This is a genomic window from Roseateles aquae (assembly GCF_032337115.1).
GTDB classification, from domain to species: Bacteria; Pseudomonadota; Gammaproteobacteria; order Burkholderiales; family Burkholderiaceae_C; genus Roseateles_C; species Roseateles_C aquae.
In genome coordinates this window covers 181,559-205,115 of sequence record NZ_JAVXZY010000011.1, presented here as the reverse complement: position 1 = coordinate 205,115, position 23,557 = coordinate 181,559, and the positions used below count along the sequence as shown (strand labels likewise).

The following is a 23,557-nucleotide window of genomic DNA, read 5'->3' as shown; positions in this document are numbered from 1 at the left end:
ATGGTTACATTGGGGTGACAATCAACGACCCACCGGCGCCAAACGCGTTTCGGTGAACCCGCCGGGCTGTACCCACAGGCTCGGCAAGTGCCTGTCAGCAGCTGTGCGCGCATCCGCGCCTGGCCTTGTGAGCGGCATTGGGCCAGGCCCGGCCCGCGAGGTTCTGCGGTTCCTTCTGCAGTACGCCCGCTCTCCGAGCTTGACCCAATTCTGCTTTTAAATTGAATGGGACTTGCCATGAACCAACCCGTGATGGAAGGGCTGCGCCTGAACGTGCCGGCCTATGTGAAGCACCAGCGTCTGATCGCCTGGGTGGCGGAGATCGCTGCGCTGACGCAGGCCAAGGACGTCTACTGGTGCGACGGCAGCCAGGACGAGTACGACCGCCTGTGCCAGCAGCTGGTCGAGGCCGGTACCTTCAAGAAACTCAACCCCGCCAAGCGCCCGAACAGCTTCCTGGCCTGCAGCGATCCGAGCGACGTCGCCCGCGTGGAAGACCGCACCTATATCTGCTCGCAGAACAAGGAAGACGCCGGCCCGACCAACAACTGGATGGCCCCGGCCGAGATGCGCGAACTGCTGCAGACCAGCGACAAGGCGCTGTTCAAGGGCGCGATGAAGGGCCGCACGCTGTATGTCGTGCCCTTCAGCATGGGCCCGATCGGCTCGCCGATCGCTCACATCGGCGTGGAACTGTCCGACAGCCCCTATGTGGCCGTGAACATGCGCATCATGACCCGCATGGGCCGTGCCGTGCTGGACGTGCTGGGCGATAACGGCGCCTTCGTGCCCTGCGTGCACACCGTCGGCGCGCCGCTGGAAGCCGGCCAGGCCGACGTCAAGTGGCCTTGCAACAAGACCAAGTACATCGTCCACTACCCCGAAACCCGCGAGATCTGGTCCTACGGTTCGGGCTACGGCGGTAATGCGCTGCTGGGCAAGAAGTGCTTCGCGCTGCGCATCGCCTCCACGATGGGCCGCGACCAGGGCTGGCTGGCCGAGCACATGCTGATCCTGGGCCTGACCTCGCCCGAGGGCAGGAAGTACCACTTTGCCGCCGCCTTCCCCAGCGCCTGCGGCAAGACCAACTTCTCGATGCTGATCCCGCCCAAGGCCTTTGACGGCTGGAAGGTGACGACCGTTGGTGACGACATCGCCTGGATCAAGCCCGGTGCCGATGGCCGCCTGTACGCCATCAACCCGGAAGCCGGCTACTTTGGTGTCGCGCCGGGCACCAACACGCTGACCAACTTCAACTGCATGGCCAGCCTGAACAAGGACGTCATCTTTACCAACGTCGCGCTGACCGACGATGGCGATGTCTGGTGGGAATCGATGACCGACACCCCGCCGGCGCATCTGATCGACTGGCAAGGCAAGGACTGGACGCCCGAGATCGCCAAGGAAACCGGCGCCAAGGCCGCGCACCCGAATGCCCGCTTCACCGTCGCCGCGACCAACAACCCGGCGCTGGACCCGGACTGGAACAACCCCGCCGGCGTGCCGATTGACGGCTTCATCTTCGGTGGCCGCCGCTCGACGACGGTGCCGCTGGTGACCGAGGCGCGCGACTGGGTCGAAGGCGTTTACATGGCCGCGACGATGGGTTCGGAAACCACCGCTGCGGCTGCCGGCCAGCAGGGCGTGGTGCGCCGCGACCCCTTCGCCATGCTGCCCTTCATGGGCTACAACATGGCCGACTACTTCCAGCATTGGCTGGATCTGGGCAAGAAGCTTGAGGCTACGGGCGCCACGCTGCCCAAGATCTACTGCGTCAACTGGTTCCGCAAGGGCGCCGACGGCAAGTTCGTCTGGCCCGGCTATGGCGAGAACATGCGCGTGCTGAAGTGGATGCTGGACCGCGTGACCGGCAGCCAGTCTGGCGAAGAGCATGTCTTCGGCGTGACCCCGCGCTATGAAGACATCAACTGGGACGGCCTGGCCTTCAGCAAGGAGCAGTTCGAAGTCGCCACCCGCATCGACAAGGCCGACTGGACCGCCGAACTGAAGTTGCACGACGAGCTCTTCACCCAACTGGCCTACCACCTGCCCGCCGAACTGCCGGCGACCAAGGCCAAGATCGAGCAGCGTCTGGCTGCGGAGTAAGCCGTTGCGGCGCCCCCCTGGCGCCGACGTCCGCCATTGAAAAAGCCCGCTCATCGAGCGGGCTTTCTGCATCAAGTGAACGCTGTTCAGGCACTCACTCGCAATCCCACTGTTCAGTGAGTCGACGATTGTTGGTCACGGTGCCCCAGCTGTACACCGTCTGACCCAGGCAATTGCGAGAAAGGCCGCCAACGACCTGGCCTTGGTTGTCGAGGAACTCCATCTTGAACCCGTAATTGGGTCGAGCCCAGGCTGCGCTCAGACCGGCCACGGCGGCCAATGCCAGGCACAAAGCAATCCACTGTCGCTTCATCGATGTCTCCACGGTTGAAGCTGCCCAATCGGCAGTTTGCGGAGCGTAAGTGCATTGTTAGCTGTGCGTGCTAGGGAAATCACGCTGTCATGAATCACAGCTTGCAAAAGAAAAACCTGCCGGCGTAGATCGCGGGCAGGTTCATCGCCTAGGGCGGCGCTTCCGCCGCGGCAACTCAGTTCTTGCGGGCGTGCGCGGCGCGCAGCTCGGCCGCGAAGCTCGGCATGCTGTCTTCGTAGTGCGCGGCCATGGCCAGCAGCTCGCGTTCGGCACGAGCTTCAGCAGCGGCGGCCAGGCGGGCCTTGACCGAGGCGATCACGCGCAGCCAGAGGCGGGCACCGATGGCGGAGAAGGAAGCGCCGTGATGCACGGTACGGTGCAGCGGCAGACCGAAGGTGTGGGTAGCGACGCTCATGGCTCAAATCCTGTGTGTGGTGGTCCTCGTGGAACCGATGCGGCGAATTATCGGGTTTACCCTAGACATGTTTCAAATGAATTGTTCGAATTGAAGGTATAAATTCTGCGCATATGTCATTCCAGAACTTCGACCTCAACCTGTTGCGCGTCTTTGACGCCGTGATGGCCGAGCGCAATCTGACCCGGGCCGCCGAACGCCTGGCGATGACGCAGCCGGCTGTCAGCCATGCGCTGAAGCGGCTGCGCGAGGCGATGGGCGAGGAGCTGTTCGTGCGCCAGGCCTTTGGCATGAAGCCCAGCTCGCGCGCCGAAGGCCTGTGGCCTGAGGTGCGGCAGACCTTGGAGCGGCTGCGCGAGTTGATCGATCCATCGGCCTTCGATCCTTGTGCGCAGGACTCGACCTTCCAGATTGCCATGGCCGATGCCACTGCCGCGCTGGTGCTGCCGCCGCTGGTGGCCGATCTGGAAGCCTCGGGCGCCCGAGCCCGCGTCCATGTGCTGCCCCTGACGACCCGCGACCCACGCGCCTTGCTGGAGCAGGGCGAGGCCGACTTCGCCCTGGGCTACTTCCCCAATGCAGTGGCGCAGTTGCAAAGCCTGGGGCAGATGGCGGCGATACGCCAGCACCGGCTTTATGACAGCGAGTACGTCTGCGTGATGCGCCGTGGTCACCCGCTGGCCGCCAAGCCGCTGAGCCTGGACGACTACTGCGCCGCCCACCATCTGCTGGTCAGCTTTTCCGGCCGGCCGCATGGCTTTGTCGACGAGGCGCTGGCGGCCATCCAGCGCAGCCGCCGCATCGTGCTGACGGTCAACCAGTTCTTCACCGCCGGGCGCATCGTCGCTCAGTCCGATCTGCTGACGGTGCTGCCGGCCTCCTTTGTTGAGGCCACCGGCTACAAGCAGGAGCTACTAGAGCAGCCGCTGCCGTTGGCAGTGTCGCCGGTCCATGTGGACATGCTCTGGCATCTGCGCAACGAAGACCGCAGCGCCCAGCGCTGGATGCGCGAACGGTTGAAGGCGGCGGTCCAGTCGGCCGCCGTGCCGGCCTGAACGGCTGAGGCCGTGACCGTATCCGGGCAAACCCGGCGACAATCGCGCCATGAGCAAACCCGCCGACCTGACCGATGCCGAGTTCGCAGAACTCGACGAATTGCTGGCCACCACGCCGGCGCCGCTGCAAGCCCTGGATGCCTCCATGCTGGATGGCTATCTCTGTGGCGTGCTGGTGCAACCGCGCCTGATCGAGATCGATGAGTGGCTGCCCAACATCTTTGACTACGACGGCGGCGTGCTGCCCGAGAACGTTGACGCTGCCTGGCTGGCGCGTGTTCGCGAGTTGGTCGAGCGCCGTTACACGGCCTTGAACCGCGCGCTGGTCGAAGACGGCTGGTTCGACCCCGTCGTGCTCGATCTGGACGAAGAGGTGCAGACCGACCCGACCACGGCGCAAGACCCCGACCAGGCCGAGGCTCAGGCCACTTACGACGCGATGACGCCGATTGCGCGCACGCTAATGCCCTGGGTGGCCGGCTTCCAGCACGCGGCGCTGTGCTTCCCGGAGCTGGGCGAGATGGATGACGACGCGGTGATGGCCGCGCTGGCCCGCCTGTACCGCCACCTGCCGGCCGAGACGCCGGAAGAGAAGGAAATCGTTGCGACGCTGGACCGCGAGCATCCGCTGAAGGATCTGGACGATGCGATCGAGGAACTGGTCGTGACCGTGGCCGACCTCTGCGATCTGACCGAGCAGCATCGCTACCGCGTTGAAGCCGTGCGTCGTGAGGGCCCCAAGGTCGGCCGCAACGATCCCTGCCCCTGCGGTTCCGGGCGCAAGTACAAGCAGTGCCACGGCGGGAATTAGGCCCACCCTCTACGCGCTGCGCGCGCCCCCTCAAGGGGGCGAGCCCCGCGGGCCGGCGGAGCCGGACCCCCGGGCTCTGTTGGATCAAAGCGCGGTGCGCTGCTGGTGTTGGCTGGCAATCGCATCGGTTGAGTCTTGGCGACGATGGCTGCTAAGCATCGTTTCAGGCGTTTTGCCTCTTGATAAGGCGTGACCTTCAATCGTTTGGTACTGTCGATTTGCTGACATGAAAATCCAGTTGCTCTCCGATCTGCATCTGGAGACCGAGACCTTTGTGCCGGAAGTGGCGGCGGATGCCGAGTTGCTGGTCTTGGCCGGTGACGTGGACAGCTCCTGGCGTGGCCTGGAGCTGTTTCGGAATTGGCCGGTGCCGGTCGTCTTTGTGCCGGGCAACCATGAGTACGACCGGCGCGAGATCACGACAGCGCGGGCCGAACTGCAGCAGCTGTCCGATTCGCTCGGCTTCATCATGCTGGACGATGCCGAGTTGCTGCTGAGCGACCGCCAGGGGCGTCAGATTCGGTTGTTGGGCAGCACGCGCTGGAGTGACTTCGATCTGTTCGGCGAACGTGAGCGCGAGCGAGCGATGCGTGCGGCGGGCTATTTCCAGCGGGTGATGGGCTCAAGCTGGCAGGGGCAGCCCTTCGACGCGGCCGCGGTGCGCGAGCTGTCGCTGGTCAGCCGCGACTGGCTGGCTCAAGCTTTGAGCCAGAAGCCGGCAAGCGTTGATGCCACCGTCGTCATCACCCATTTCGCTCCGAGCATCCGCAGCGCCGATCCGCGCTATGGCCGCCAGCCCGGCACCGCCAGCTTCTGCAATAACGACGAGGCCTTGCTGCCTCTGACCGATGTCTGGATTCACGGCCACCTGCATTGCCGGCACGACTATGCGTTCACCCATCCCGGCGGCAGCACCCGGGTGATCTGCAATGCCCGCGGCCACGGGCGCAAGGGTGAGGCCGATGGCTACCGGCCGCAGTTCTGCCTCGATATCTGAGCGGGTGCGGGCGCTTCTATCACACTGTGCCGTGACGCCCCTGCTTGAGATGGGTCAAGACAAGCAGATGCCATCGTGCCAGACTCGTGTCTGCCGTGCCGCCGATTGCGGCACCTTGTTGAGGAGCGCAGATGAAGATCCTGGTCGCCGTTGATGGCAGTTCCTATACCAAGCGCATGCTGGCCTATCTGGCCGCACATGATGAATGGCTGGGGCCGGCCCACCAGTACACCGTGGTTCATGCGGTCGCGGCGCTGCCGCCGCGGGCTGCCGGCGTGCTCGACAAGGACACGGTCAAGGCCTACTACCAGGACGAGGCCGACAAGGTGTTCAAGACCTTGCGCAACTTCTTCGCCAAGCAGAAGCTGCACGCCGATTTCGTCAGCAAGGTGGGCCCGCCCGCCGATGTGATCGCCAGCGCCGCCAACAAGGGCAAATACGACCTGCTGGTGATGGGCTCGCATGGCCACGGCACGCTGGGCAATCTGGTGATGGGCTCGGTGGTCACCAAGGTCATGGCCCATTGCAGCACGCCGCTGCTGGTGGTGCGCTGAACAACACTGGCCGGCCGGGCCACTGCAGTGGTGTCCCGCCGAGCCGGGGCTTAGTTTCGTCGCGACATCCAGGCCAGCGGCGACTCGCCAGGCTTGGCGGCCGGGCGACTCTGTTCAGACTCCAGTTCGCCCGGCCCCGAATGGACACGGAAAAAACTGTCCTCGTTCTCCAGGCTCGCTTCCATGCCGAAGGCAGTGCCCATATCGGCCGGGTCCTGTGCGTTACCCGTGGCGCTGCTACGGCGGAAAAAGCGCAGTGATGGGGCAAATCGCATGGCAGACCTCACTTGTCCAGAGACGCTGGGACGGTGGGCGAGCGCGTCGAGGGCCAGGGCTTGAGGGCTTGGCGGCTTCTCGCGCATCGCTGGTGCTAGTCTGCATCGGGCTCGGCGTAAATGAATCCCCAAAATGGGCGGTGACTTCGCCGCAGTTGGGAAAATCTCACGGCTGGTAAGAGTCTGTGAGCAAGGTGTGCAGCAGTAGCCGTTTCCCCGTGGCCGGTCAAGACTGCTTGCATCTCCTACCTTTGATGGATGGCTGCTGTAAGGGTTACTCGCTATGCTGCGAAGCCTTGCAGGGCGTCAAGGCCCTGCCTACTGCATCTAGAAATGACACTTTTCACAGTTCAATCCATTGCCGCCGGCGTTGTCGGCGTGGTCGTCATCAGCGCCCTCAGTCTTGCCGCAGCGCTGCCGACGCAGCTTCATCGCGACGCCATCGTCGCCGTGGCGCCGGTGCAGACGGACGTCAACGCTCAACCGCTCCTGCCTGCCGCTCCGGCCGCTTCTTCGGTCGTTCGCTGAACTCAGGCTCAAGCTGCAAGGCAGCTCGCGCACCGCGCGCCAAAGCCTCACCAATCTGATCCAGCAGCGCCACGCGGCCGGGCGTGGCCAGTGCCTCGGTCATCAACTTCCACTGATGCCAGTAGAGCGCCACATCAACGCTGATCTCCGGCCGCAAGGCCGTCAATTCACCGCCGGCCAGCAGGGCGCGTACCTGCAATTCCGGCACCACCCCGATCCCCCAGCCCATGCAGGCCGCCCTTACCAGGCCTTCGCTCGAGGGGACATAGCGTTCATTGAGCCGCGGTGAACGCAGGCCGAAGGCCTTGGCAACCCACTGCACCTGGCTGTCGTCCTTGCGGTTGAAGACCAGAAACGGCGTCTGCGCAAAGTTGGCGGCGCTCAGGCCATCGGGCAATTCGCGCGCCAGAAACTCCGGGCTGGCCACGGCGATATAGCGCATCACGCCCAGCGGCCGCAGCTCGCAGCCGCGCAGCGCCTGGCGCACCGTGCTGACGCAGCCCAGCACCTCGCCCTGACGCAGCCAGTCGTGGGTGAAGTCCTGATCGTCGACGACCAATTCCAGCCCAACGCCGCGGCGCACCAGCTCATCCAAGGCCGGCAAGACCCAGGTCGCCAAACTGTCGGCGTTGACGGCAATGGCAATGCGCTCATTGGGCAAGGCGCGCGCGCCCAGTTCGCGAGCCACGTCGCTGCGCAGTGCCTGCAGCTGGCGGGCAAAGCGCAGCAGCACCTTGCCCGGCTCGGTCAGGCGCAGCGGGCGCGAGCGCACCACCAGCAGCTGCCCCACCTGCGCCTCCAGGCTGCGCAGCCGCTGCGAGACCGCGCTTTGCGTCACGCTGAGCCGCTGCGCTGCGCGTTCAAAGCTGCGCTCATCGGCCAAGGCGGCCAGGCAATCGAGTCCGGCGGAGTCCAGGTCTTTCATAAGTATGGCTAATGTACTGCGAGAGATATGAATGCGGCTTCTGATTTCCACCGAGCCTGCCGACAATCCGGCGCTCGCTGAGCTGCATCAAGCGCCGGCCCTCAAGCTAGGCCTCGCAGTAGCCGATAAGCCGATAGGCCCCAGTCACGTTTTCCAAGGAGTTCGCATGAAAGTCGTTGTTTTGGGAGCCGGCATCATCGGCATCAGCACCGCCTGGTACCTGCTTGAAGAGGGCCATGAGGTCACCGTGGTTGACCGTCAGGACGATGCCGCGCTGGAAACCAGCTTTGCCAATGGCGCGCAGATCTCGGTCTGCTTCTGCGAACCCTGGGCCAATGCCGGCGCGCCGTTCAAGGTGGCCAAGTGGCTGCTGCGCGACGACTCGCCGCTGCTGTTCCGCCCCAAGCTGGACCCGAACCAGTGGCGCTGGGGCCTGTCCTTCCTGACCCAGTGCACGACGGCCGCCTTTGAGCGCAATGTCGAAAGCCTGGTGCAGCTGGGCCGCTACAGCCACCGCGCGCAGAAGGCGCTGGTCGACAAGACCGGCATCGAATACAACCGCATCGAACGCGGCATCCTGCATTTCTTCTCCAGCCAGGCCGACTTCGACAACGGCGTGGCCGCGGCCGAGATCATGCGCCGTCATGGCGTTGATCGCCGCGTGCTCGACCACGACGAGGTGCTGAAGATCGAGCCAGCGTTGGCCGGCTTCCAGGGCCGGGTCTATGGCGGCACCTACACGCCCAGCGATGAATCGGGCGACGCCCGCGTCTTCACCCAGAAGCTGGCCCGCTTGTGCGCCGAGCGCGGCGCCACCTTCCTCTACGGTCACGACATCCTGGCGCTGGAGCACAGCGGCGGCGAGATCAGCGGCGTGCAGATCGCCTCGCGTGCCAGCGGCAAGAAGCAAAGCCTGAAGGCCGACAGCTATGTCGTTGCGCTGGCCTCTTATGCGCCGGCGCTGCTCAAGCCGCTGGGCGAGTGCCTGAACATCTATCCGGCCAAGGGCTATTCGGCCACGCTGCGACTGAAAAAGCCGGAGGCGGCCAGCGTCGTCAGCCTGCTGGACGACACCCGCAAGATCGCCATTTCGCGCCTGGGCGACCACATCCGCATCGCCGGCACCGCCGAGTTGAATGGCTTTGACCTGAGCCTGGACAATCCCACCGCCAAGGTGCGCTGCGACGCGCTGGTCAAGCGCTACGAAGAACTGTTCCCTGGCGTGGCCGACCTCAGCGAGCGCAATTACTGGACCGGTCTGCGGCCCAGCACGCCGACCAACATCCCCTATATCGGCCGCAGCAAGAAGGTACGCAATCTGTGGATCAACGCCGGCCACGGCACGCTGGGCTGGACCCATGGCGCCGGCTCCGGCCTTTTGATGGCCGAGCTGATGGCCGGCCGCCGGCCGGAGATCGACTTCGGCTTCTACGGCGACGCCTTGCCGGCCAAGACCATCCGAAGCGCGGCGCACGCCTGAAGCAGCGCTGATCGGCGCTTGAACAAGGGGCTCGGTACAATCCGCGCCCCTTTGCCCTTTTTGGCGCCTCGGTGACCTCACTCAGTGCCTTCCCTCTCCATGGCCACGCCCGCCGCTTCTTTCTGCGCCATTGACTTCGGCACCTCCAACTCCGCGATTGCGATCCCGAGCGCGTCGGGCAGCGGCATGCAGCTGGTCGAGCTGGAGCCCGGCCACACCACCATGCCGACGGCGGTGTTCTATTTCGTTGAAGGCCGCCATGACGCCGACGGCCCGCCGCGCGCCTTTGGCCGGGCCGCCGTGGCGGCCTATGTGGAAGGCGCCGATGGCCGGCTGATGCGTTCGATGAAGAGCATCCTCGGCTCCAACCTGATCGAGCAGACCACCGATGTCGGCGGCGGCCGTGGCGTCAAGTACATCGATATGCTGGCCGGCTACCTGAAGCGGCTGCGCAACCAGGCACTGGCCGGCGGTGCACAGGGCCCGCTGGACAAGGTGGTGCTGGGCCGCCCGGTGTTCTTCGTTGACGGCGAGCCCGAGCGCGATGCCGCCGCCCAGGCCTCGCTGGAGGCGGCTGCCCATGCGGTTGGTTTCCGCGAGGTGCATTTCCAGTTCGAACCGATCGCGGCCGCCTTCGATTTCGAGAGCCAGACCGATCGCGAGCAGATCGTGCTGGTCGCCGACATCGGCGGCGGCACCTCGGACTTCTCGCTGGTGCGGGTCGGCCCCGAGCGTATGCAGCGCCTGGATCGCCGCGACGACATCCTGGCCAACCACGGCGTGCACATCGCCGGCACCGACTTCGACCGCCATGTCGAGTTGGCCAGCATCCTGCGCGAGTTTGGCTATCGCTCGGTCGGCCCCGAGCGCGCCGGCCAGCCGCCGCGCGAGGTGCCCAGCGGCGTCTATTTCGATCTGGCCACCTGGCATCTGATCAACACCGTCTACAGCCCGCAGCGCGTTGCCGAGTTGCGCAGCATGAAGAGCTTTTACGGCAACCCGGTTCATCACCAGCGGCTGATGACGGTGATCGAAGACAGGCTGGGCCACGAGATGGCCGCCCGTGCCGAAGACGCCAAGATTGCCGTTGCCGGCGGTGGCGATACCGAAATCGATCTGGGCCTGGTCGAGAATGGCCTGGCCGTGCAGCTCGGCGAGGCCGAGGCGCTGCAGGCCCTGCGCGGCGATATCGAACGCATCGCCCAGGCCGGCCGCGAGACGGTGGCGCTGGCCGGCTTGCAGCCCGACGACGTCGACGCGCTCTACTTCACCGGCGGCTCCACCGGCCTGCGCGTGCTGGCCGAACGGATCGCGGCCGACTATCCGAAAGCCCGTGAGGTGCGCGGCGACCGCTTCGCCTCGGTGGCCACCGGCCTGGGCCTGCACGCGGCACGGCTGTACAGCCGCTGAGCCGCCGCGGCACGCCGCCCGGTCGTCGCGCTGCCGGCGGGCGGCAGCTTTCACACGCTGAATTGGTCGCCGGACTGCCGCCGCTAACTGCTGCAGCGGCGCACGGCGCAGGCGGTGGAGCTGTGGGTGGGCGATATGGCCAGCGGCCGCGTCCATGTGTTGCCGCGGCTGCGGCTGAACACGGTGCTGGAACTCAGCTGGTCTGGCTGTCGGACGATGAAATCGTCGTCGCAGCGGTGCCGGACAAGCGCGGCCCGGCGCCGCAGTTCGAGGCGCTGTTTGCCGACCATGCCAGCTCGGTGCTGCGCCGTGTGAACCTCAAGACCGGTGCTTCGCACGAGATTGGTGAGCCGGGCCTGTTCAGCGCGGTGAGCCGCGTGGGCAAGCATCTGCTGACCGAGCGCCTGCTGGCGCCGTTTCGCTACCGGGTGGCCTGGCAGGACTTTGCCCGCAGCGTCGAGCTGCGCGATGCGCAAGGGCGGGTGCAGCGCGAGCTCGGCCGCATCAAGCTGAAGCAGGGCGTGCCGGTCGATGGCGTGGTGACCGGCCCGCGTGAGTTCTGGGCCTCGCCGGGCGCTGACGCGGCGATCTGGTTGCTGTGCCAGGGTGCCAGCAGCCAGGGCGACCGGCCTTTCCTGGATCGCTTCACGCTGGCCGATGGCCAGGCGACACGGCTGTTCCAGTCCGGCACCGAGGCCTATGAGCGGCCGGTGACGGTGCTTGAAGCCGCCGGCGCCAGGATCCTCACGTCGCGCGAGAGCTTTGCCGAGCCGCCCAATCTGCAGCTGCGCAGTGGCGCACAACTGGCCGAACGCCGCGCGCTGACGCAGACCGCCGACCCGACGCCGCAGCTGCGCGAGATCCGCCGCGAGCGGGTGCGCTTCAAGCGCGCCGATGGCGTCGAGCTGAGCTTCTGGCTGTATCTGCCACGGGGCTACCAGATCACCGCCAATGCCGAGGCCATCATCGACAAGGCGGTGGAGCCGGGCGTCAGCGAGCGCGGCAAGATGGTTGTCGGCGGCCACAGCTATGGCGCCTTCATGACCGCCAAGCTGCTTGCCCACACGCGCTTGTTCCGCGCCGGCATCGCCCGCAGCGGCGCCTACAACCGCAGCCTGACGCCGTTTGGCTTCTAGAGCGAATGCCGCAGCTACTGGGAGGCGTAGGACATCTACCAGAAGCTCTCACCGTTCAATTACGCGGACAAGCTGAAGGACCGCTGCTGCTGATCCATGGCGACAGCGACAACAACCCTGCACCTTTCCGCTGCAGAGCGAGCGGCTGTACCAGGCGCTGGCCGGCACCGGCGGCCGGGTGCGCTTTGTCTCGCTGCCCTTTGAGTCGCACGGCTACACGGCCCGCGAGTCGATTGGGCACACGCTGTTTGAGATGAGCAACTGGATGCGGCGATAGCCCACCCCCTACGCGCTTCGCGCGCCCCCTCAAGGGGGCACGCCCATTGGACCGGCAAAGCCGGATCCTCGGGCGTCGCCAGAGGGCGCCGCGGCGGCTGCCGGCGGCGGGGTGCTTCAATATCGGCCTGAGCCGCCGCGTGGCGGCGGGCCGCGGCGGGCTTGCGGGCGCTTGGCGGCTGGCGTGGCGGTCTTGGGCTGGGGCCGGCTGATGTCGGCCAGCAGCATGGTCGAGGCGACCAGGCTTTCGACCGCGGTCTCGACGTCCTCGGGCGGTTCCAGCGTCTCGATCTCCTCAAGCAGCTCGTCGGCGTCTTCCAGATCGTCAGGGTCCAGATGCATGTACAGCGTGGCCAGCGGCTCCAGCAGCTCGCTGGCGTCCTGGCGCATCAGCTCGGGGAAGAGCTCGGTGGCCAGCGCAAAGCCGGCGACCCAGGGGAAGACCACCTCGGACGGGCTGGCTTCCTCGTCTTCATCGTCCTCAGCGCCCAGCTCGAACACCCAGGGGTCGAACCACTGGCGGTCGACGATGGCCAGGTTCAGCTGGCGGTGGCGGCGCCGCACCAGCTCGAACAGCTGCTCGGCATTGAATTGCGGCGGTGGCTTGCGGCCTTCGCTGTCCAGCACAAAGGGCGCCCAGTCGCTCATCGCGATCGGCTTGGGCTGTAGCAGCACGCCGACCAGATAGCCGTCCAGCATGGTCACGTCCAGCGGCTCCAGCGGCGCCGGCACGGCGTCGAGCAGGTCTTGCAGCAGCTCCAGCTCGGCATCGCTGAGCGGATCGGCCGGCTTGCGTTGCTGCACCGCGGGCGGGCGTGGCGCGGGGCCGTTCGCTCGTGCGCCGGGGCGCTGGTGGGGGGCGGGGGGCCGCGCCGGCGGGCGCTGGCCGGGCGTCTTGCGCGCCGGGGGCTTCTGAGCGGTCATGCCCGTATTATCCCGGCCATGACTGAAAAGACTGCCCTGTTTTTGCTCGCCAGCACCCGTGTCGACGGCGTGCTTGGCAATACCGAAGCCCTGGCCCGCCATGCCGCTGCCGGCCTGCCGGCCGATGTGACGCAGCACTGGGAATCGCTGGCCCGGCGTGAGCTGCCGGCGTTTGTTGACCGTCGCCACGACGTCGGCAGCTACCCGATGCCCGAAGGCGATGCGCTGGAGCTGCTGCAGCTGACGCTGGCGGCCGACGAGCTGGTGCTGGTGGCGCCGGTCTACTGGTACAGCCTGCCCAGCCCGCTGAAGCTGTATCTCGACCATTTCAGCGCCTGGATGCGGGTGCCCGGCCTGGATTTCAAGGCGCGCATGGCCGGCAAGCGCTGCTGGCTGATCACCACCAGCGGCGACCGTGCCAAGGCCCAGCCGATGATGGACAGCGTGCGCCTGTGCGCCGAGTTCCTCGGCATGGACTGGTGCGGTGCGCTGTGGGGCAAGGGCGGTGCGCCGGGCGCCGTGGAGCAGGACACCGAGGCGCTTGCCGCGGCCGCTGCATTCTTTGAAACACGGCGCTGACCTTTGCTCACAAATTCCCTAGGGATATCCCTCCTACTGGGGATAGGCGCTGCTCGGGCGCACCCATAAAGTCTTGTCCATGCACCGGCATCAGGCGGTGCACCGATCCCAACGACGTCCTTTTCTGAAGGACTTGCAACGCCCGACCAGCCCGCTGGTTGGGCGTCCTTTTTTGCGCGCCTAGCTCAGTCGGCTGCGAAGCCGCGGGCGAATTGCTGTTTCAGATGCTCGATCAGCAGCTTGGCCGGCCGCGGCGTACCGCTGGCCCAGGGATGGATGGCGTAGATGGCATCGCCAAAGAAGCCGGCCGGTCGCCAACCGGGCAACAACTCCTGCAAGGCGCCGCTGGCCAGCGCGCCGCCGGCGCTGAAGTCCGGCAGCAGCGCAATGCCCAGCCCGGCCAGCGCGGCCTCGCGCAGGATCTCGCTATTGCCGGCGCGCAGCGGGCCTTGCACGCCGACGCGCAGCCGTTCGATCTGGCGCGCGCCGCGCTCGAAATGCCACAGCGCCGGCCCGGAGCGCAGATAGGGCAGGCAGTCGTGCTCGGCCAGTTCCAGCGGATGCGTGGGTCGGCCGCGCTGGGCCAGATAGGCCGGGCTGGCGACCAGCAGCGCCCGTGAGGCGCAGAGCTTGAAGGCGACATGGGTGTCCGGTGGGCTGCTCGTGTGGCGGATGGCCAGGTCAAAGCCCTCCTGGGCCAGCGGCACCAAGCGGTCCGACAGATCCAGCTCGATCCGAATCTCCGGGTAGCGCTCAAAAAAGCCGGGCAGCGCCGGTGCCACATGCTGACGGCCCAGGGCCACAGGCGCGGTGACGCGCAAGAGCCCGCGCGGCTGCACGGCGGCATTGCGCGCCTCGACCAGGCTGCGCGAGAGCTGGGCGAAGGAGGCTTCGGTTTGCTCGACCAGGCGCTGGCCGGCCTCGGTCAGGCGCACCGAGCGCGTGGTGCGTGCCACCAACGTCTGGCCGATATCGCGCTCCAGCTCGCTGATGCGCTGGCTGACCGCCGCCTTGGACAGGCCGAGCCGCTGCGCCGCCTGGGTGAAGCTGCCCAGCTGGGCCACGGCGGTCAGCGCATGCAGCTGGCCCCACAGCAGGTCGTCGCGGGTCTGCGCCTTGTTGGCCTTGTTCATTGTCTTCACCTCGGCTGGATTGTTCAGTTTAATGAACAATCAAATCAGCCCAGCTCGATTGGCAACGCCGGGGTGGCGACCTAGACTTGCCCGCAAGCCAACACGGCATGCCCTCGTGCATGCGTTTTACGGAGCCAGCCCATGACCCCCGCCTACAGCAGCAGCGCCGATCTCACCCACTTCATCAACGGCCAGCCCGTAGCGGCCAGCTCGGGCCGCAGCCAGGCGGTCTACAACCCGACCACCGGCGCCGTTGCCCGCCAGCTGCAGCTGGCCAGTGCCGACGACGTGCAATGCGCCGTGGCTGCCGCGCAGGCAGCGTTCCCGGCCTGGGCCGACGCGCCGCCGCTGCGCCGCGCCCGGGTGATGTTCAAGTTCCTGGAGTTGCTCAACCAGCACCGCGACGAGATTGCCGCGATGATCACCGCCGAGCATGGCAAGGTCTTCACCGATGCCCAGGGCGAGGTGACGCGCGGCATCGACATCGTCGAATTCGCCTGCGGCGTGCCGCAGCTGCTCAAGGGCGACTACACCGAGCAGGTCTCAACCGGCATCGACAACTGGACGCTGCGCCAGCCGCTGGGCGTGGTGGCGGGCATCACGCCCTTCAACTTCCCCTTCATGGTGCCGATGTGGATGGCGCCGCTGGCCATCGCGACCGGCAATGCCTTCATCTTGAAGCCGAGCGAGCGCGACCCCTCGCCCAGCCTCTTCATCGCCGAGCTGTTCAAGCGCGCCGGCCTGCCCGACGGCATCTTCAATGTGCTGCAGGGCGACAAGCTGGCCGTTGACGGCCTCTTGAACCACCCGGATGTGAAGGCGATCAGCTTTGTCGGCTCGACCCCGATTGCCCAGTACATCTACGAAACCGGCGCTCGCAACGGCAAGCGCGTGCAGGCCCTGGGCGGTGCCAAGAACCATATGGTGGTGATGCCCGATGCCGATATCGAGCAGGCCGTCGATGCCTTGATCGGCGCGGCCTATGGCTCGGCCGGCGAGCGCTGCATGGCGATCTCGGTGGCGGTGCTGGTCGGCGATGTGGCCGACAAGATCGTGCCCAAGCTGGCCGAACGGGCGCGGACGCTGAAGATCAAGAACGGCATGGAGCTCGATGCCGAGATGGGCCCCATCGTGACCCGCGAGGCGCGTGATCGCATCGAGAACTACATCGCCATCGGTGTCGAGGAAGGTGCCAAGCTGGTTGTTGATGGCCGGGGCCATCAGGTCGCCGGCTTCGAGAACGGCTTTTTCACCGGCGGTACCTTGTTCGACGAGGTCAAGCCCTCGATGCGCATCTACAAGGAAGAGATCTTCGGCCCGGTACTGGCCTGCGTGCGGGTGGCTGACTTCGCCCAGGCGGTCGAGCTGGTCAATGCCCATGAGTACGGCAACGGTGTCGCCTGCTTCACCAGCGACGGTAATGTGGCGCGGGAGTTTGCGCGGCGCATTCAGGTCGGCATGGTCGGCATCAATGTGCCCATCCCGGTGCCCATGGCCTGGCAGGGCTTTGGCGGCTGGAAGAAGAGCCTGTTCGGCGATATGCATGCCTATGGCGAAGAGGGGGTGCGCTTCTACACCAAGCAGAAAAGCATCATGCAGCGCTGGCCGGCCAGCATTGGCAAGGGCGCCGAATTCGTGATGCCCACCAGCCGCTGAGCCCGGGGCTGGGGCCGCTCCGCCGGCGAAAAAGCGAACGATTGTGCGAATTTCGCGCACAGCGTGACTTCTGGCAGGCTTGTCTGCGCCGGCGCAACAGGCTTGGGCGAGCCTTCGGCTACGCTTGCGCGTTTGTGACAAAACGTTGTTGGCTCTATGTCGGAAGTGCTCGCGCCGGAGGTCTCGCAGGAACAGCTCAGCCAGTGGCTGGAGCTGGCGCGCGCGGCGCAGAAGCAGGGCCATCTCGATGAAGGCCTGGGTCTGGCCGGCCGGGTCTGGACCGCGGCCAGCCAGCACGGCTTTCTGAATGAGCAGATCGAAGCCGGCCGGCTGAAGAGCTATTTCCTGTTCCGCAGCGGCGATCTGAGCGCGATGCTGTCGACATCCGCCACCGTGCTGCCCTTGTTGCGCGAGCAGGGAGCCAGCATCGAGCTGTGCGAATTGCTGCGCTGGACGGCGTTGGCGGCCTCCGAGCAGGGCGATTTCGAGACCGCCTTGTCAGCCGCCAACGAGGGCTTTGCCCGTGCCCAGGAACTGGGCGATGTGGGCATCAAGGCCGTCGCACTGAACGCGCTGGGTGCCTGCTTCGAAAGAATGGGCGACCCCTGGCAGGCCGAGCGGTTGATGAACGACGCCGCCGTGCTGGTGCGCGATTGCGCCACGCCCTATGAGCGCGTGGTGACGCTGAACAACCTCTGCACCGTGGCGCTGGGCGCCTACCTGATGACGCGCGATGCCGGCCAGACCCAGGTGGCCCAAGACGCCTTGCAGCGTGCACTGCATTACGGCCGCGAGGTGCGGCCCCATGCCCGCGAGTTGGGCGAGCCCTATGCGCTGGCGCTGACCGAGAGCAATCTCGGCGAGGTGCTGATGCTGCTGGGCGAGCTGGACGATGCTGCGGCGCTGCTGGCCTCCGCGCTGGCCCAGTCGCAAAGCCAGGGCTACCAGACGCTGAGCTGGCGGGTGCAATGCTCGCAGGCGGAACTGAACCTGTTGCAGGGGCGTGCCGGCCATGCCCTGATCAGCGTGCAAGCGCTGGAGCGCGCAGCCGGCACGGCCATGCCAGGCTTTGTGCGCCAGCGTCTGCACCAGACCGGCTACCGCGCGGCCAAGCAGGTGGGCGAGATCGCGGTGGCACTGCGCCATCTGGAGGCCTTCCAATCGCTGGCCCACCAGCGCAGCGTGGCCCAGCTGATGGCGCAATCGCGCTTCTTCGTGACGCGGCTGGAGGCCGAGCAGGTGCGCGCGCTGGCCGACCAGGCCTTCCGCCAGATCGATGCCTTGAGCGAGCGCGCCCAGGAGCTCGAACAGCACGCGCAGCGCGACCCGCTGACCGGCCTGGGCAACCGCCGCTACATGGAGGCGCGGCTGCCGGCGCTGATGCTGGACTGCGAGCAGCGCAATCGCGCACTGACGGTGGCACTGATCGATGCCGATCGCTTCAAGAGCATCAACGACCATTACGGCCATGTCGTCGGTGACCGGGTGCTGCAGGCGCTGGCGCGGATGCTGCAGGAGAACACCCGGGCCAGCGATCTGCTGCTGCGCTATGGCGGTGAGGAGTTCCTGATCGTCTTCCCCGACACGGTGCCGGATCGCGCCTTCGAGGTCTGCGAACGGGTGCGCATGGCGGTGGAGCGCTTTGCCTGGAACGATTTGGCCACCGGCCTCGATGTCACGCTGAGCATTGGCCTGGCCAGCGCTGCGCCTTACTCGACCGACTTGCTGATCGCGCGGGCCGATTCGGCCATGTACCGCGCCAAGCACCTCGGCCGCAACCGGGTGGCCCTGGCCTGAAGCGGTCGAGCTGAATCGGTTCAGGCGCCGCTGGCCTGCACGAGGTTGCGCCCCTGCGCCTTGGCCTGGTAGAGCGCCTGGTCGGCGCGCATCAGCACCTGCTCGGCGCTGATCTCCTCGCGGCCGGCCTCGGCGATGCCAAAGCTGGCCGTCAGGGGCCAGGTCTTGCCCTGGTACTCAAAGGGGTGCGCCTCCAGATTGGCCCGCATCCGTTCGGCCACCAGTGCCGCGCCGGCCAGGTCGGTATCGGGCAGCAGCACGCAGAACTCCTCGCCGCCGAGGCGGCCGAGCATGTCGATGTCGCGCACACAGGGCATCAGCGCCTGTACCAGGGCTTGCAGGGCAAGATCACCGGCCGCATGGCCCAGCGTGTCGTTCAGGCGCTTGAAATGGTCCATATCGACCATCACCAAGGTGTAGCGAGAACCACGTTGCAGCCGGGCATGCTCGCGCTCCATCGCTTCGGAGAGCGCACGGCGGTTCCAGCAGTCGGTCAGCGGGTCGCGCCGCGTCAGCCGCTGGATGTTCAACACCAGGCGCGTCAGGATCAGGAAGGCCACGTTGGCGTTGATCACCAGATTCAGCGCCAGCATTGACCACAGCCAGGCAATATTGAAGGCATTGTTGCTGCCCATGCTGTTCATGCGCTCCGGTGCCAGCAACGCCTCGACGCCACGCAGCGCCATCATCAGCGTGAAGACAATGAAAGGCGCCGCCAGACCCAGCGCGGAGCGCCAGCGCAACCGCTGGCGCAGCAGCCTGAAGGCATCCCAGCCGGCGGCGCCGCACAGCAGCGACAGCGCGGTGTAAATCACCACGCCATGCAGCTGCATATCGCCGCGGTAGGGCACTTCGAGCAGCAGCAGCGCGGTGCCTACCACCAGGGCCAGGCTGGGCCAGCGGCGCGGCACATGGTCAGCGATCAGCGGTATGCCAAGCCGGAAGGCGGTAAAGCCGCAGAGGGCGAACAGGTCCGAACCCCAAAAGCACAACAGGTCCGGCCCGTAACCACGGGCGGCATGGGTCAGCAGCGAGCCGGCCAGCATCAGGTTGGTCAAGGCCAGGCAGTAGGAGGCGCGCGGCGTCACCCGAATGCCCGAGGCCAGCAGCAGCCAGACGATGCCGGCAAACAGGAAGATCAGCACGATGGCCGCCAGCAGCGTGCGTGGATCGCTGGCGGGCATCATGGCTTCGGGCCCTCGGCAATGCAGACGCGGTCGCGGCCGCCGCGCTTGGCGGCATACAGCGCTGCGTCGGCGGCGGCCAGCGTCGCGCTGCCATCCTTGTCGCTGGCCTGGCCGGTCGTCAGGCCGAAGCTGGCCGTCATCGGCAGCTGCTGATCGCGCCAGCGCAGCGGCGCCAGGTGCAGGCGCTGGCGCAGCCGCTCGGCGACCTCGGTGGCGGCATTCAGGCGCGTGTCGGGCAGCAGCAGGCAGAACTCCTCACCACCGAGCCGGCCCAGCAGATCAACATCACGGATGCCACCCTTGAGCACCGCCACCAGGTGCTGCAGCGCGGCGTCGCCGGCGGCATGGCCGAACTGATCATTGATGCGTTTGAAGTGATCGACGTCAATCATCAGCAGCGCATAGGCATGGCCGCGCCGGCGACGTGCCTGCAGCAACTGCAACTGCTCTTGAAAGGCACGCCGATTGAGCGCGCCGGTCAAGGTGTCGGTCCGGGTCAGCTGCTCAATGCGCGCGATCAAGCGCTGTAGCACCATCGCGATCAAGCCGGTCGACATGGCCAGGCACAGCACCAGCCACAGGCCGGCCAGCAGGGCGCTCTGTTGACGCGGCTGCAACATCAGCTCGCCGCCAGGCAGCAGGTTCAGGGCGGCGGCGATGCGGACCATATTGACCAGGGCCAGCGCGGCAAAGGGCGCCGCCATCAGCGCCGTCACCAGGCGCCGAAAGCCTGGGGCGGCACCGATCAGAACGTCGCGACAGCACAGCAGGGCCAGCAGTGTCATCGTCACCGCGGTAGGCAGCAGGCTGGCGAGGGCATGGTCGGCGAGCGCCTGCACCAGCAGCACGACGATGCCGCCCATCCCGACCAGGCCGATATCCAATCGAGTCTGGCGCAGCCGCAGCAGCTGGCGCACACCCAGGGTGAGCAAGCCCATGGCCAGCAGCTTGAGCAGATCGGACCACCAACCTGACCATTCGGAGACCTCGATGGGCAGCAAGGCTGGCACCAGCAACAGATGCGCCGCCGCCATCGCGCCTGCCGCCCGTGGCGCAATGCGCAGCACCAGGGCCAGGCTCAGCCACACCAGCGCCCCAAAGCAGTTGAATACTGCGTTGACCATCAGCAGGGTGGGAGCGTCGAAGGTCAGCATGGGTGGTCGTGGCCGGGCGCACGCATCATCGCAAATGCCAATGCAGACGTATAGCGCTCAGCCGGCGGCGGCGTTGAATCCTGGGACAGAATTGGCACATGCAAGCTCTGACCCCACCGCTCACACTGATCACCGGCGCCAGCCGTGGCATCGGCGCCGCCACCGCCAGACTGCTGGCCGCTCGCGGCCACGATCTGGCGCTGAACTACCGGCGTGAAGCCGCTGCTGCGCAGGCGCTGGCCGAAGAATTGCGTCAGCTTGGTCGGCGCGTCATCTGCGTGCCGGCCGATGTCGGCGACGAGGCCGAGGTGCAGCAGATGTTCGAGCGCATCGATGCCGAGTTGGGCTGCCTGACGGGCCTGGTCAACAATGCCGGCATCGTCGCGCCGGCGGTGCGGGTCGACGAGATGAGCGTGGCCCGCATCGAGGCGGTGTTCCGCGTCAATGTGCTGGGCAGCTTTCTCTGCGCCAAGCAGGCGATTCTGCGCATGAGCCGACGCCATGGCGGGCCGGGCGGTGCCATCGTCAACGTGTCCTCGCGGGCGGCCCAGCTCGGTTCGCCGGGCATCTATGTTGACTATTCGGCCAGCAAGGGGGCGATCGACAGTTTCACCATCGGCTTGGCCCGCGAGGTGATTGGCGAGGGCATACGCGTCAATGGCGTGCGCCCCGGCATCATCGACACCGAGATTCACGCCAGCGGCGGCATGGCCGACCGCATTCCCGAGGCGGTGGCCGGCTTGCCTATCCAGCGCCTGGGCCGGGCCGATGAAATCGCCGAGGCGATCGCCTGGCTGCTGTCGGACGCCGCCAGTTACACGGTCGGTGCGATGCTGGACATCGGCGGCGGCCGCTGATCCGGGCGACCCTCAGCGCCGTTCGACCACCAGCGGTGTCAGGGCCAGCGCCAGGCGCACCCGCTCGGCCGCCTGACGGGCGTCCTCGCGGCTGGCATAGGGGCCGGCCTGCAGCCGGTGCAGGCTGCTCTCCTTGAAGATGGCCAAGAGCGGGCCCATCCAGTCCAGCTCCTTCAGCAGCTTCTGGCGGAACTGCTCAGCGCCATCGAGCCGGCTGAAGGCACCCAGCTGTATCCAGAAGCCCGGGGCCGAGGCGCGCGCCAGCGGCATCGCGGCCTGTGGGTTTGGCGCTATGGCGCTGACCGTGGGCGGCGCTGCGCTCGGCTTGGCGGCGATGCTTGCGCTGACGGTAAGCGGGGTCAGGTCTTGCGGCAAGCCGTTCGACGAGGCGGTTGATGGCGTGTTGGCCACTGCCGAGGCAGTTGAAGGAGGCGCGCTCTCCGTTGCCAGCATCGCCGTGCTCACCGTGCTCGGCGCACCGGCAGCTTCGGCGGCGGCATAGACCGGCGCCACGGCACCGCGCTGCCAGGCGCCGGTGCGGATGGCTTCATAGGTGATGCGTTCGACCTCGACCGGCGAGACGCCGCGCAGCACATCGAGCTTCAGGGCGGCGGTGTAGCTGAGGTCGATGATGCGGCCCGGGTGAAAGGGGCCACGGTCATTGATGCGCACGATCACCTCGCGGCCATTGGCGGGGTTGCGCACCCGCGCATAGCTCGGAATGGGCATGGTGGCGTGGGCGCCGGTCATCGCGTACATGTTGTAGACCTCACCGGAAGAGGTCGGCCGGCCGTGGAACTTCTTGCCATACCAGGAGGCCAGGCCGCGTTCGACCAAGGGCGCGTCCTCGGTCATCGGTTCGTAGCGCTGACCGAGCGCCTCGTAGGGCTTGTTCGGGCCGCCCTTGCGGATGGCTTCCAGCCGCGGCTGGGCATCGGGCACCTGGTTCAGATTCGGCGGCACCACGGCCTCGGCGCCGTCACGATCGGGGCTGCTGGGCAGGGCCGGTGGCGGCGTCGTCGAGCTGCTACGCACCGGCAGCTGCTGATGGCTGGCGCAGCCGCCCAGCAGCAGGGCACCGAGCAGCAGGCCGGAGGCGGCAAGGCGGCCATGAGTGGCGCTGGGTAGCGAGGATGAGAGGGGCGCGGGGGCCGGTAAACGCGTCATGGCCGCCACCCTATACGAAGCCGGGCGGCTTTGCCAGTCGGACGGGCTGCCGGCCGTGTGCACGTCGTCGTATGCTGGCGTCTCCTGCACTACCCCGGGATCTCCTGCATGAGCAGCTACGTCTTCCCTCCCGAACCCCAGCCCAGCGTGGCCGTGCGTGGCAGCGATGCCCGATACGCGGTGGCGCGCATCTTCTGCGTTGGCCGCAATTACGCCGCCCATGCCCGCGAGATGGGCAGCGATCCGGAGCGTGAGCCACCGTTCTACTTCAGCAAGCCGGCCAATGCGCTGGTGGCCAGCGGCAGCACGGTGGCTTATCCGCCAGGCACCAAGAACTACCATTACGAGATGGAGTTGGTGGTGGCCATCGGCGCGCCGCTGTTTCGCGTCACGCCCGAGGTGGCCCAGGCGGCGATCTGGGGCTATGCCGCGGGCCTGGACATGACACGCCGCGATCTGCAGGCCGAGGCCAAGGCCAACGGCCGCCCCTGGGACACGGCCAAGGGCTTTGAGCAGAGCGCCGTCATCACGCCGCTGGTGCGGGCCAGCGAGACCGGGCTGCTCAAGAGTGGCGCCATCACCCTGGCCGTTAACGGCGCACAGAAGCAGCACGGCGATCTGGCCGACATGATCTGGAGCGTGCCGGAAATCATCGCCAATCTGTCCCAGCTCTACCACCTGAAACCCGGCGATCTGATCTACACCGGCACGCCGGACGGCGTCGGCCCGGTGCAGCCCGGCGATGTGATCAGCGGCGAGATCGAAGGGGTGGACCGCTTGCAGCTGACAATAGCGACCCCGGATTGATTTCACGCCTGGACT

22 protein-coding genes are annotated in these 23,557 nt (G+C 66.7%); 13 read left to right on the top strand and 9 right to left on the bottom strand.

Annotated features, from left to right (window positions below):
- Window positions 1–237 precede the first annotated feature (237 nt).
- Window positions 238–2,106, top strand: a complete 1,869-nt coding sequence (locus tag RQP53_RS21865; RefSeq protein WP_315652823.1) for a phosphoenolpyruvate carboxykinase (GTP) — start codon at window positions 238–240, stop codon at window positions 2,104–2,106.
- A 94-nt stretch (window positions 2,107–2,200) separates the two neighbouring features.
- On the opposite strand, the gene RQP53_RS21860 is transcribed toward RQP53_RS21865, so the two are convergent.
- Together RQP53_RS21860 and RQP53_RS21855 are read right to left on the bottom strand one after the other, a co-directional pair.
- Window positions 2,201–2,419 (bottom strand): DUF6289 family protein, encoded by a 219-nt coding sequence (locus RQP53_RS21860; RefSeq protein ID WP_315652822.1) that lies wholly within the window; start codon window positions 2,417–2,419, stop codon window positions 2,201–2,203.
- Window positions 2,420–2,594: 175 nt separating this feature from the next.
- Window positions 2,595–2,834 (bottom strand): hypothetical protein, encoded by a 240-nt coding sequence (locus RQP53_RS21855; protein ID WP_315652821.1) that lies wholly within the window; start codon window positions 2,832–2,834, stop codon window positions 2,595–2,597.
- A 113-nt stretch (window positions 2,835–2,947) separates the two neighbouring features.
- Between RQP53_RS21855 and RQP53_RS21850 the strand changes: the two genes are divergently transcribed.
- From RQP53_RS21850 to RQP53_RS21835, 4 genes are all read left to right on the top strand, one after another.
- Window positions 2,948–3,889 carry a LysR family transcriptional regulator gene (locus RQP53_RS21850; protein WP_315652820.1) on the top strand — a complete coding sequence of 314 codons (942 nt, stop codon included), beginning with the start codon at window positions 2,948–2,950 and terminating at the stop codon, window positions 3,887–3,889.
- Window positions 3,890–3,938: 49 nt separating this feature from the next.
- Window positions 3,939–4,700 carry a UPF0149 family protein gene (locus tag RQP53_RS21845; protein ID WP_315652819.1) on the top strand — a complete coding sequence of 254 codons (762 nt, stop codon included), beginning with the start codon at window positions 3,939–3,941 and terminating at the stop codon, window positions 4,698–4,700.
- Between the two features lie 226 nt (window positions 4,701–4,926).
- The gene (locus RQP53_RS21840; RefSeq protein ID WP_315652818.1) at window positions 4,927–5,697 is read left to right on the top strand and encodes a metallophosphoesterase; all 771 of its coding nucleotides are present in this window, start codon (window positions 4,927–4,929) and stop codon (window positions 5,695–5,697) included.
- 131 nt (window positions 5,698–5,828) lie between these two features.
- The gene (locus RQP53_RS21835) at window positions 5,829–6,251 is read left to right on the top strand and encodes a universal stress protein (RefSeq protein ID WP_315652817.1); all 423 of its coding nucleotides are present in this window, start codon (window positions 5,829–5,831) and stop codon (window positions 6,249–6,251) included.
- A 50-nt stretch (window positions 6,252–6,301) separates the two neighbouring features.
- On the opposite strand, the gene RQP53_RS21830 is transcribed toward RQP53_RS21835, so the two are convergent.
- Together RQP53_RS21830 and RQP53_RS21825 are read right to left on the bottom strand one after the other, a co-directional pair.
- Window positions 6,302–6,526, bottom strand: coding sequence for a hypothetical protein (locus RQP53_RS21830; RefSeq protein ID WP_315652816.1), 225 nt, complete (start codon window positions 6,524–6,526; stop codon window positions 6,302–6,304).
- 472 nt (window positions 6,527–6,998) lie between these two features.
- Entirely contained in the window at window positions 6,999–7,979 is a 981-nt protein-coding gene (locus RQP53_RS21825) for a LysR family transcriptional regulator ArgP (protein ID WP_315652815.1), read from the bottom strand.
- A gap of 166 nt (window positions 7,980–8,145) precedes the next feature.
- On the opposite strand from RQP53_RS21825, the gene RQP53_RS21820 reads away from it, so the two are divergent.
- The 3 genes from RQP53_RS21820 to RQP53_RS21810 all read left to right on the top strand — a co-directional run bounded on the left by RQP53_RS21820 (window position 8,146) and on the right by RQP53_RS21810 (window position 12,005).
- Complete coding sequence (locus RQP53_RS21820) at window positions 8,146–9,459, top strand: D-amino acid dehydrogenase (RefSeq protein WP_315652814.1); 1,314 nt, start codon at window positions 8,146–8,148, stop codon at window positions 9,457–9,459.
- A 99-nt stretch (window positions 9,460–9,558) separates the two neighbouring features.
- Window positions 9,559–10,869 carry an Hsp70 family protein gene (locus RQP53_RS21815; RefSeq protein WP_315652813.1) on the top strand — a complete coding sequence of 437 codons (1,311 nt, stop codon included), beginning with the start codon at window positions 9,559–9,561 and terminating at the stop codon, window positions 10,867–10,869.
- Window positions 10,870–11,105: 236 nt separating this feature from the next.
- A complete protein-coding gene (locus tag RQP53_RS21810; protein WP_315652812.1) occupies window positions 11,106–12,005 on the top strand; it encodes an alpha/beta hydrolase family protein in 900 nt (299 codons plus the stop codon).
- Between the two features lie 393 nt (window positions 12,006–12,398).
- Here the strand turns inward: RQP53_RS21810 and RQP53_RS21805 are convergent, their stop codons facing one another.
- Complete coding sequence (locus RQP53_RS21805; RefSeq protein WP_315652811.1) at window positions 12,399–13,205, bottom strand: YecA/YgfB family protein; 807 nt, start codon at window positions 13,203–13,205, stop codon at window positions 12,399–12,401.
- Between the two features lie 18 nt (window positions 13,206–13,223).
- Between RQP53_RS21805 and RQP53_RS21800 the strand changes: the two genes are divergently transcribed.
- A complete protein-coding gene (locus RQP53_RS21800; RefSeq protein ID WP_315652810.1) occupies window positions 13,224–13,784 on the top strand; it encodes a flavodoxin family protein in 561 nt (186 codons plus the stop codon).
- A 185-nt stretch (window positions 13,785–13,969) separates the two neighbouring features.
- Here the strand turns inward: RQP53_RS21800 and RQP53_RS21795 are convergent, their stop codons facing one another.
- Window positions 13,970–14,917, bottom strand: a complete 948-nt coding sequence (locus tag RQP53_RS21795) for a LysR family transcriptional regulator (RefSeq protein ID WP_315652809.1) — start codon at window positions 14,915–14,917, stop codon at window positions 13,970–13,972.
- 141 nt (window positions 14,918–15,058) lie between these two features.
- Between RQP53_RS21795 and RQP53_RS21790 the strand changes: the two genes are divergently transcribed.
- Both RQP53_RS21790 and RQP53_RS21785 read left to right on the top strand, forming a co-directional pair.
- Complete coding sequence (locus RQP53_RS21790) at window positions 15,059–16,573, top strand: CoA-acylating methylmalonate-semialdehyde dehydrogenase (RefSeq protein WP_315652808.1); 1,515 nt, start codon at window positions 15,059–15,061, stop codon at window positions 16,571–16,573.
- Between the two features lie 156 nt (window positions 16,574–16,729).
- Window positions 16,730–18,370 carry a diguanylate cyclase gene (locus RQP53_RS21785; RefSeq protein ID WP_315652807.1) on the top strand — a complete coding sequence of 547 codons (1,641 nt, stop codon included), beginning with the start codon at window positions 16,730–16,732 and terminating at the stop codon, window positions 18,368–18,370.
- A gap of 20 nt (window positions 18,371–18,390) precedes the next feature.
- Here RQP53_RS21785 and RQP53_RS21780 read toward each other — a convergent pair whose 3' ends face one another.
- Both RQP53_RS21780 and RQP53_RS21775 read right to left on the bottom strand, forming a co-directional pair.
- Window positions 18,391–19,557, bottom strand: a complete 1,167-nt coding sequence (locus RQP53_RS21780; protein ID WP_315652806.1) for a GGDEF domain-containing protein — start codon at window positions 19,555–19,557, stop codon at window positions 18,391–18,393.
- Window positions 19,554–20,711, bottom strand: coding sequence for a GGDEF domain-containing protein (locus RQP53_RS21775; protein WP_315652805.1), 1,158 nt, complete (start codon window positions 20,709–20,711; stop codon window positions 19,554–19,556). The genes RQP53_RS21780 and RQP53_RS21775 overlap by 4 nt, the downstream gene beginning before the upstream one ends.
- A gap of 98 nt (window positions 20,712–20,809) precedes the next feature.
- Here RQP53_RS21775 and RQP53_RS21770 point away from each other — a divergent pair, with 98 nt between their 5' ends.
- Complete coding sequence (locus RQP53_RS21770) at window positions 20,810–21,568, top strand: SDR family oxidoreductase (protein WP_315652804.1); 759 nt, start codon at window positions 20,810–20,812, stop codon at window positions 21,566–21,568.
- Window positions 21,569–21,580: 12 nt separating this feature from the next.
- Here the strand turns inward: RQP53_RS21770 and RQP53_RS21765 are convergent, their stop codons facing one another.
- Window positions 21,581–22,735: a septal ring lytic transglycosylase RlpA family protein gene (locus RQP53_RS21765; protein WP_315652803.1), complete on the bottom strand. Its 1,155-nt coding sequence runs from the start codon at window positions 22,733–22,735 to the stop codon at window positions 21,581–21,583.
- Window positions 22,736–22,843: 108 nt separating this feature from the next.
- On the opposite strand from RQP53_RS21765, the gene RQP53_RS21760 reads away from it, so the two are divergent.
- A complete protein-coding gene (locus tag RQP53_RS21760) occupies window positions 22,844–23,542 on the top strand; it encodes a fumarylacetoacetate hydrolase family protein (RefSeq protein WP_315652802.1) in 699 nt (232 codons plus the stop codon).
- Window positions 23,543–23,557: the final 15 nt, after the last annotated feature.

What these genes read in the sequence shown, in the direction of transcription:
- RQP53_RS21760 (WP_315652802.1), top strand. Translation starts at nt 22,844, where the DNA reads ATGAGCAGCTACGTCTTCCCTCCCGAACCCCAGCCCAGCGTGGCCGTG.
- RQP53_RS21790 (WP_315652808.1), top strand. Translation starts at nt 15,059, where the DNA reads ATGACCCCCGCCTACAGCAGCAGCGCCGATCTCACCCACTTCATCAAC.
- RQP53_RS21820 (WP_315652814.1), top strand. Translation starts at nt 8,146, where the DNA reads ATGAAAGTCGTTGTTTTGGGAGCCGGCATCATCGGCATCAGCACCGCC.
- RQP53_RS21835 (WP_315652817.1), top strand. Translation starts at nt 5,829, where the DNA reads ATGAAGATCCTGGTCGCCGTTGATGGCAGTTCCTATACCAAGCGCATG.
- RQP53_RS21770 (WP_315652804.1), top strand. Translation starts at nt 20,810, where the DNA reads ATGCAAGCTCTGACCCCACCGCTCACACTGATCACCGGCGCCAGCCGT.
- RQP53_RS21860 (WP_315652822.1), bottom strand. Translation starts at nt 2,419, where the DNA reads ATGAAGCGACAGTGGATTGCTTTGTGCCTGGCATTGGCCGCCGTGGCC.
- RQP53_RS21865 (WP_315652823.1), top strand. Translation starts at nt 238, where the DNA reads ATGAACCAACCCGTGATGGAAGGGCTGCGCCTGAACGTGCCGGCCTAT.
- RQP53_RS21765 (WP_315652803.1), bottom strand. Translation starts at nt 22,735, where the DNA reads ATGACGCGTTTACCGGCCCCCGCGCCCCTCTCATCCTCGCTACCCAGC.
- RQP53_RS21825 (WP_315652815.1), bottom strand. Translation starts at nt 7,979, where the DNA reads ATGAAAGACCTGGACTCCGCCGGACTCGATTGCCTGGCCGCCTTGGCC.
- RQP53_RS21815 (WP_315652813.1), top strand. Translation starts at nt 9,559, where the DNA reads ATGGCCACGCCCGCCGCTTCTTTCTGCGCCATTGACTTCGGCACCTCC.
- RQP53_RS21775 (WP_315652805.1), bottom strand. Translation starts at nt 20,711, where the DNA reads ATGCTGACCTTCGACGCTCCCACCCTGCTGATGGTCAACGCAGTATTC.
- RQP53_RS21855 (WP_315652821.1), bottom strand. Translation starts at nt 2,834, where the DNA reads ATGAGCGTCGCTACCCACACCTTCGGTCTGCCGCTGCACCGTACCGTG.
- RQP53_RS21830 (WP_315652816.1), bottom strand. Translation starts at nt 6,526, where the DNA reads ATGCGATTTGCCCCATCACTGCGCTTTTTCCGCCGTAGCAGCGCCACG.
- RQP53_RS21785 (WP_315652807.1), top strand. Translation starts at nt 16,730, where the DNA reads ATGTCGGAAGTGCTCGCGCCGGAGGTCTCGCAGGAACAGCTCAGCCAG.
- RQP53_RS21840 (WP_315652818.1), top strand. Translation starts at nt 4,927, where the DNA reads ATGAAAATCCAGTTGCTCTCCGATCTGCATCTGGAGACCGAGACCTTT.
- RQP53_RS21780 (WP_315652806.1), bottom strand. Translation starts at nt 19,557, where the DNA reads ATGATGCCCGCCAGCGATCCACGCACGCTGCTGGCGGCCATCGTGCTG.
- RQP53_RS21800 (WP_315652810.1), top strand. Translation starts at nt 13,224, where the DNA reads ATGACTGAAAAGACTGCCCTGTTTTTGCTCGCCAGCACCCGTGTCGAC.
- RQP53_RS21795 (WP_315652809.1), bottom strand. Translation starts at nt 14,917, where the DNA reads ATGAACAAGGCCAACAAGGCGCAGACCCGCGACGACCTGCTGTGGGGC.
- RQP53_RS21850 (WP_315652820.1), top strand. Translation starts at nt 2,948, where the DNA reads ATGTCATTCCAGAACTTCGACCTCAACCTGTTGCGCGTCTTTGACGCC.
- RQP53_RS21845 (WP_315652819.1), top strand. Translation starts at nt 3,939, where the DNA reads ATGAGCAAACCCGCCGACCTGACCGATGCCGAGTTCGCAGAACTCGAC.
- RQP53_RS21805 (WP_315652811.1), bottom strand. Translation starts at nt 13,205, where the DNA reads ATGACCGCTCAGAAGCCCCCGGCGCGCAAGACGCCCGGCCAGCGCCCG.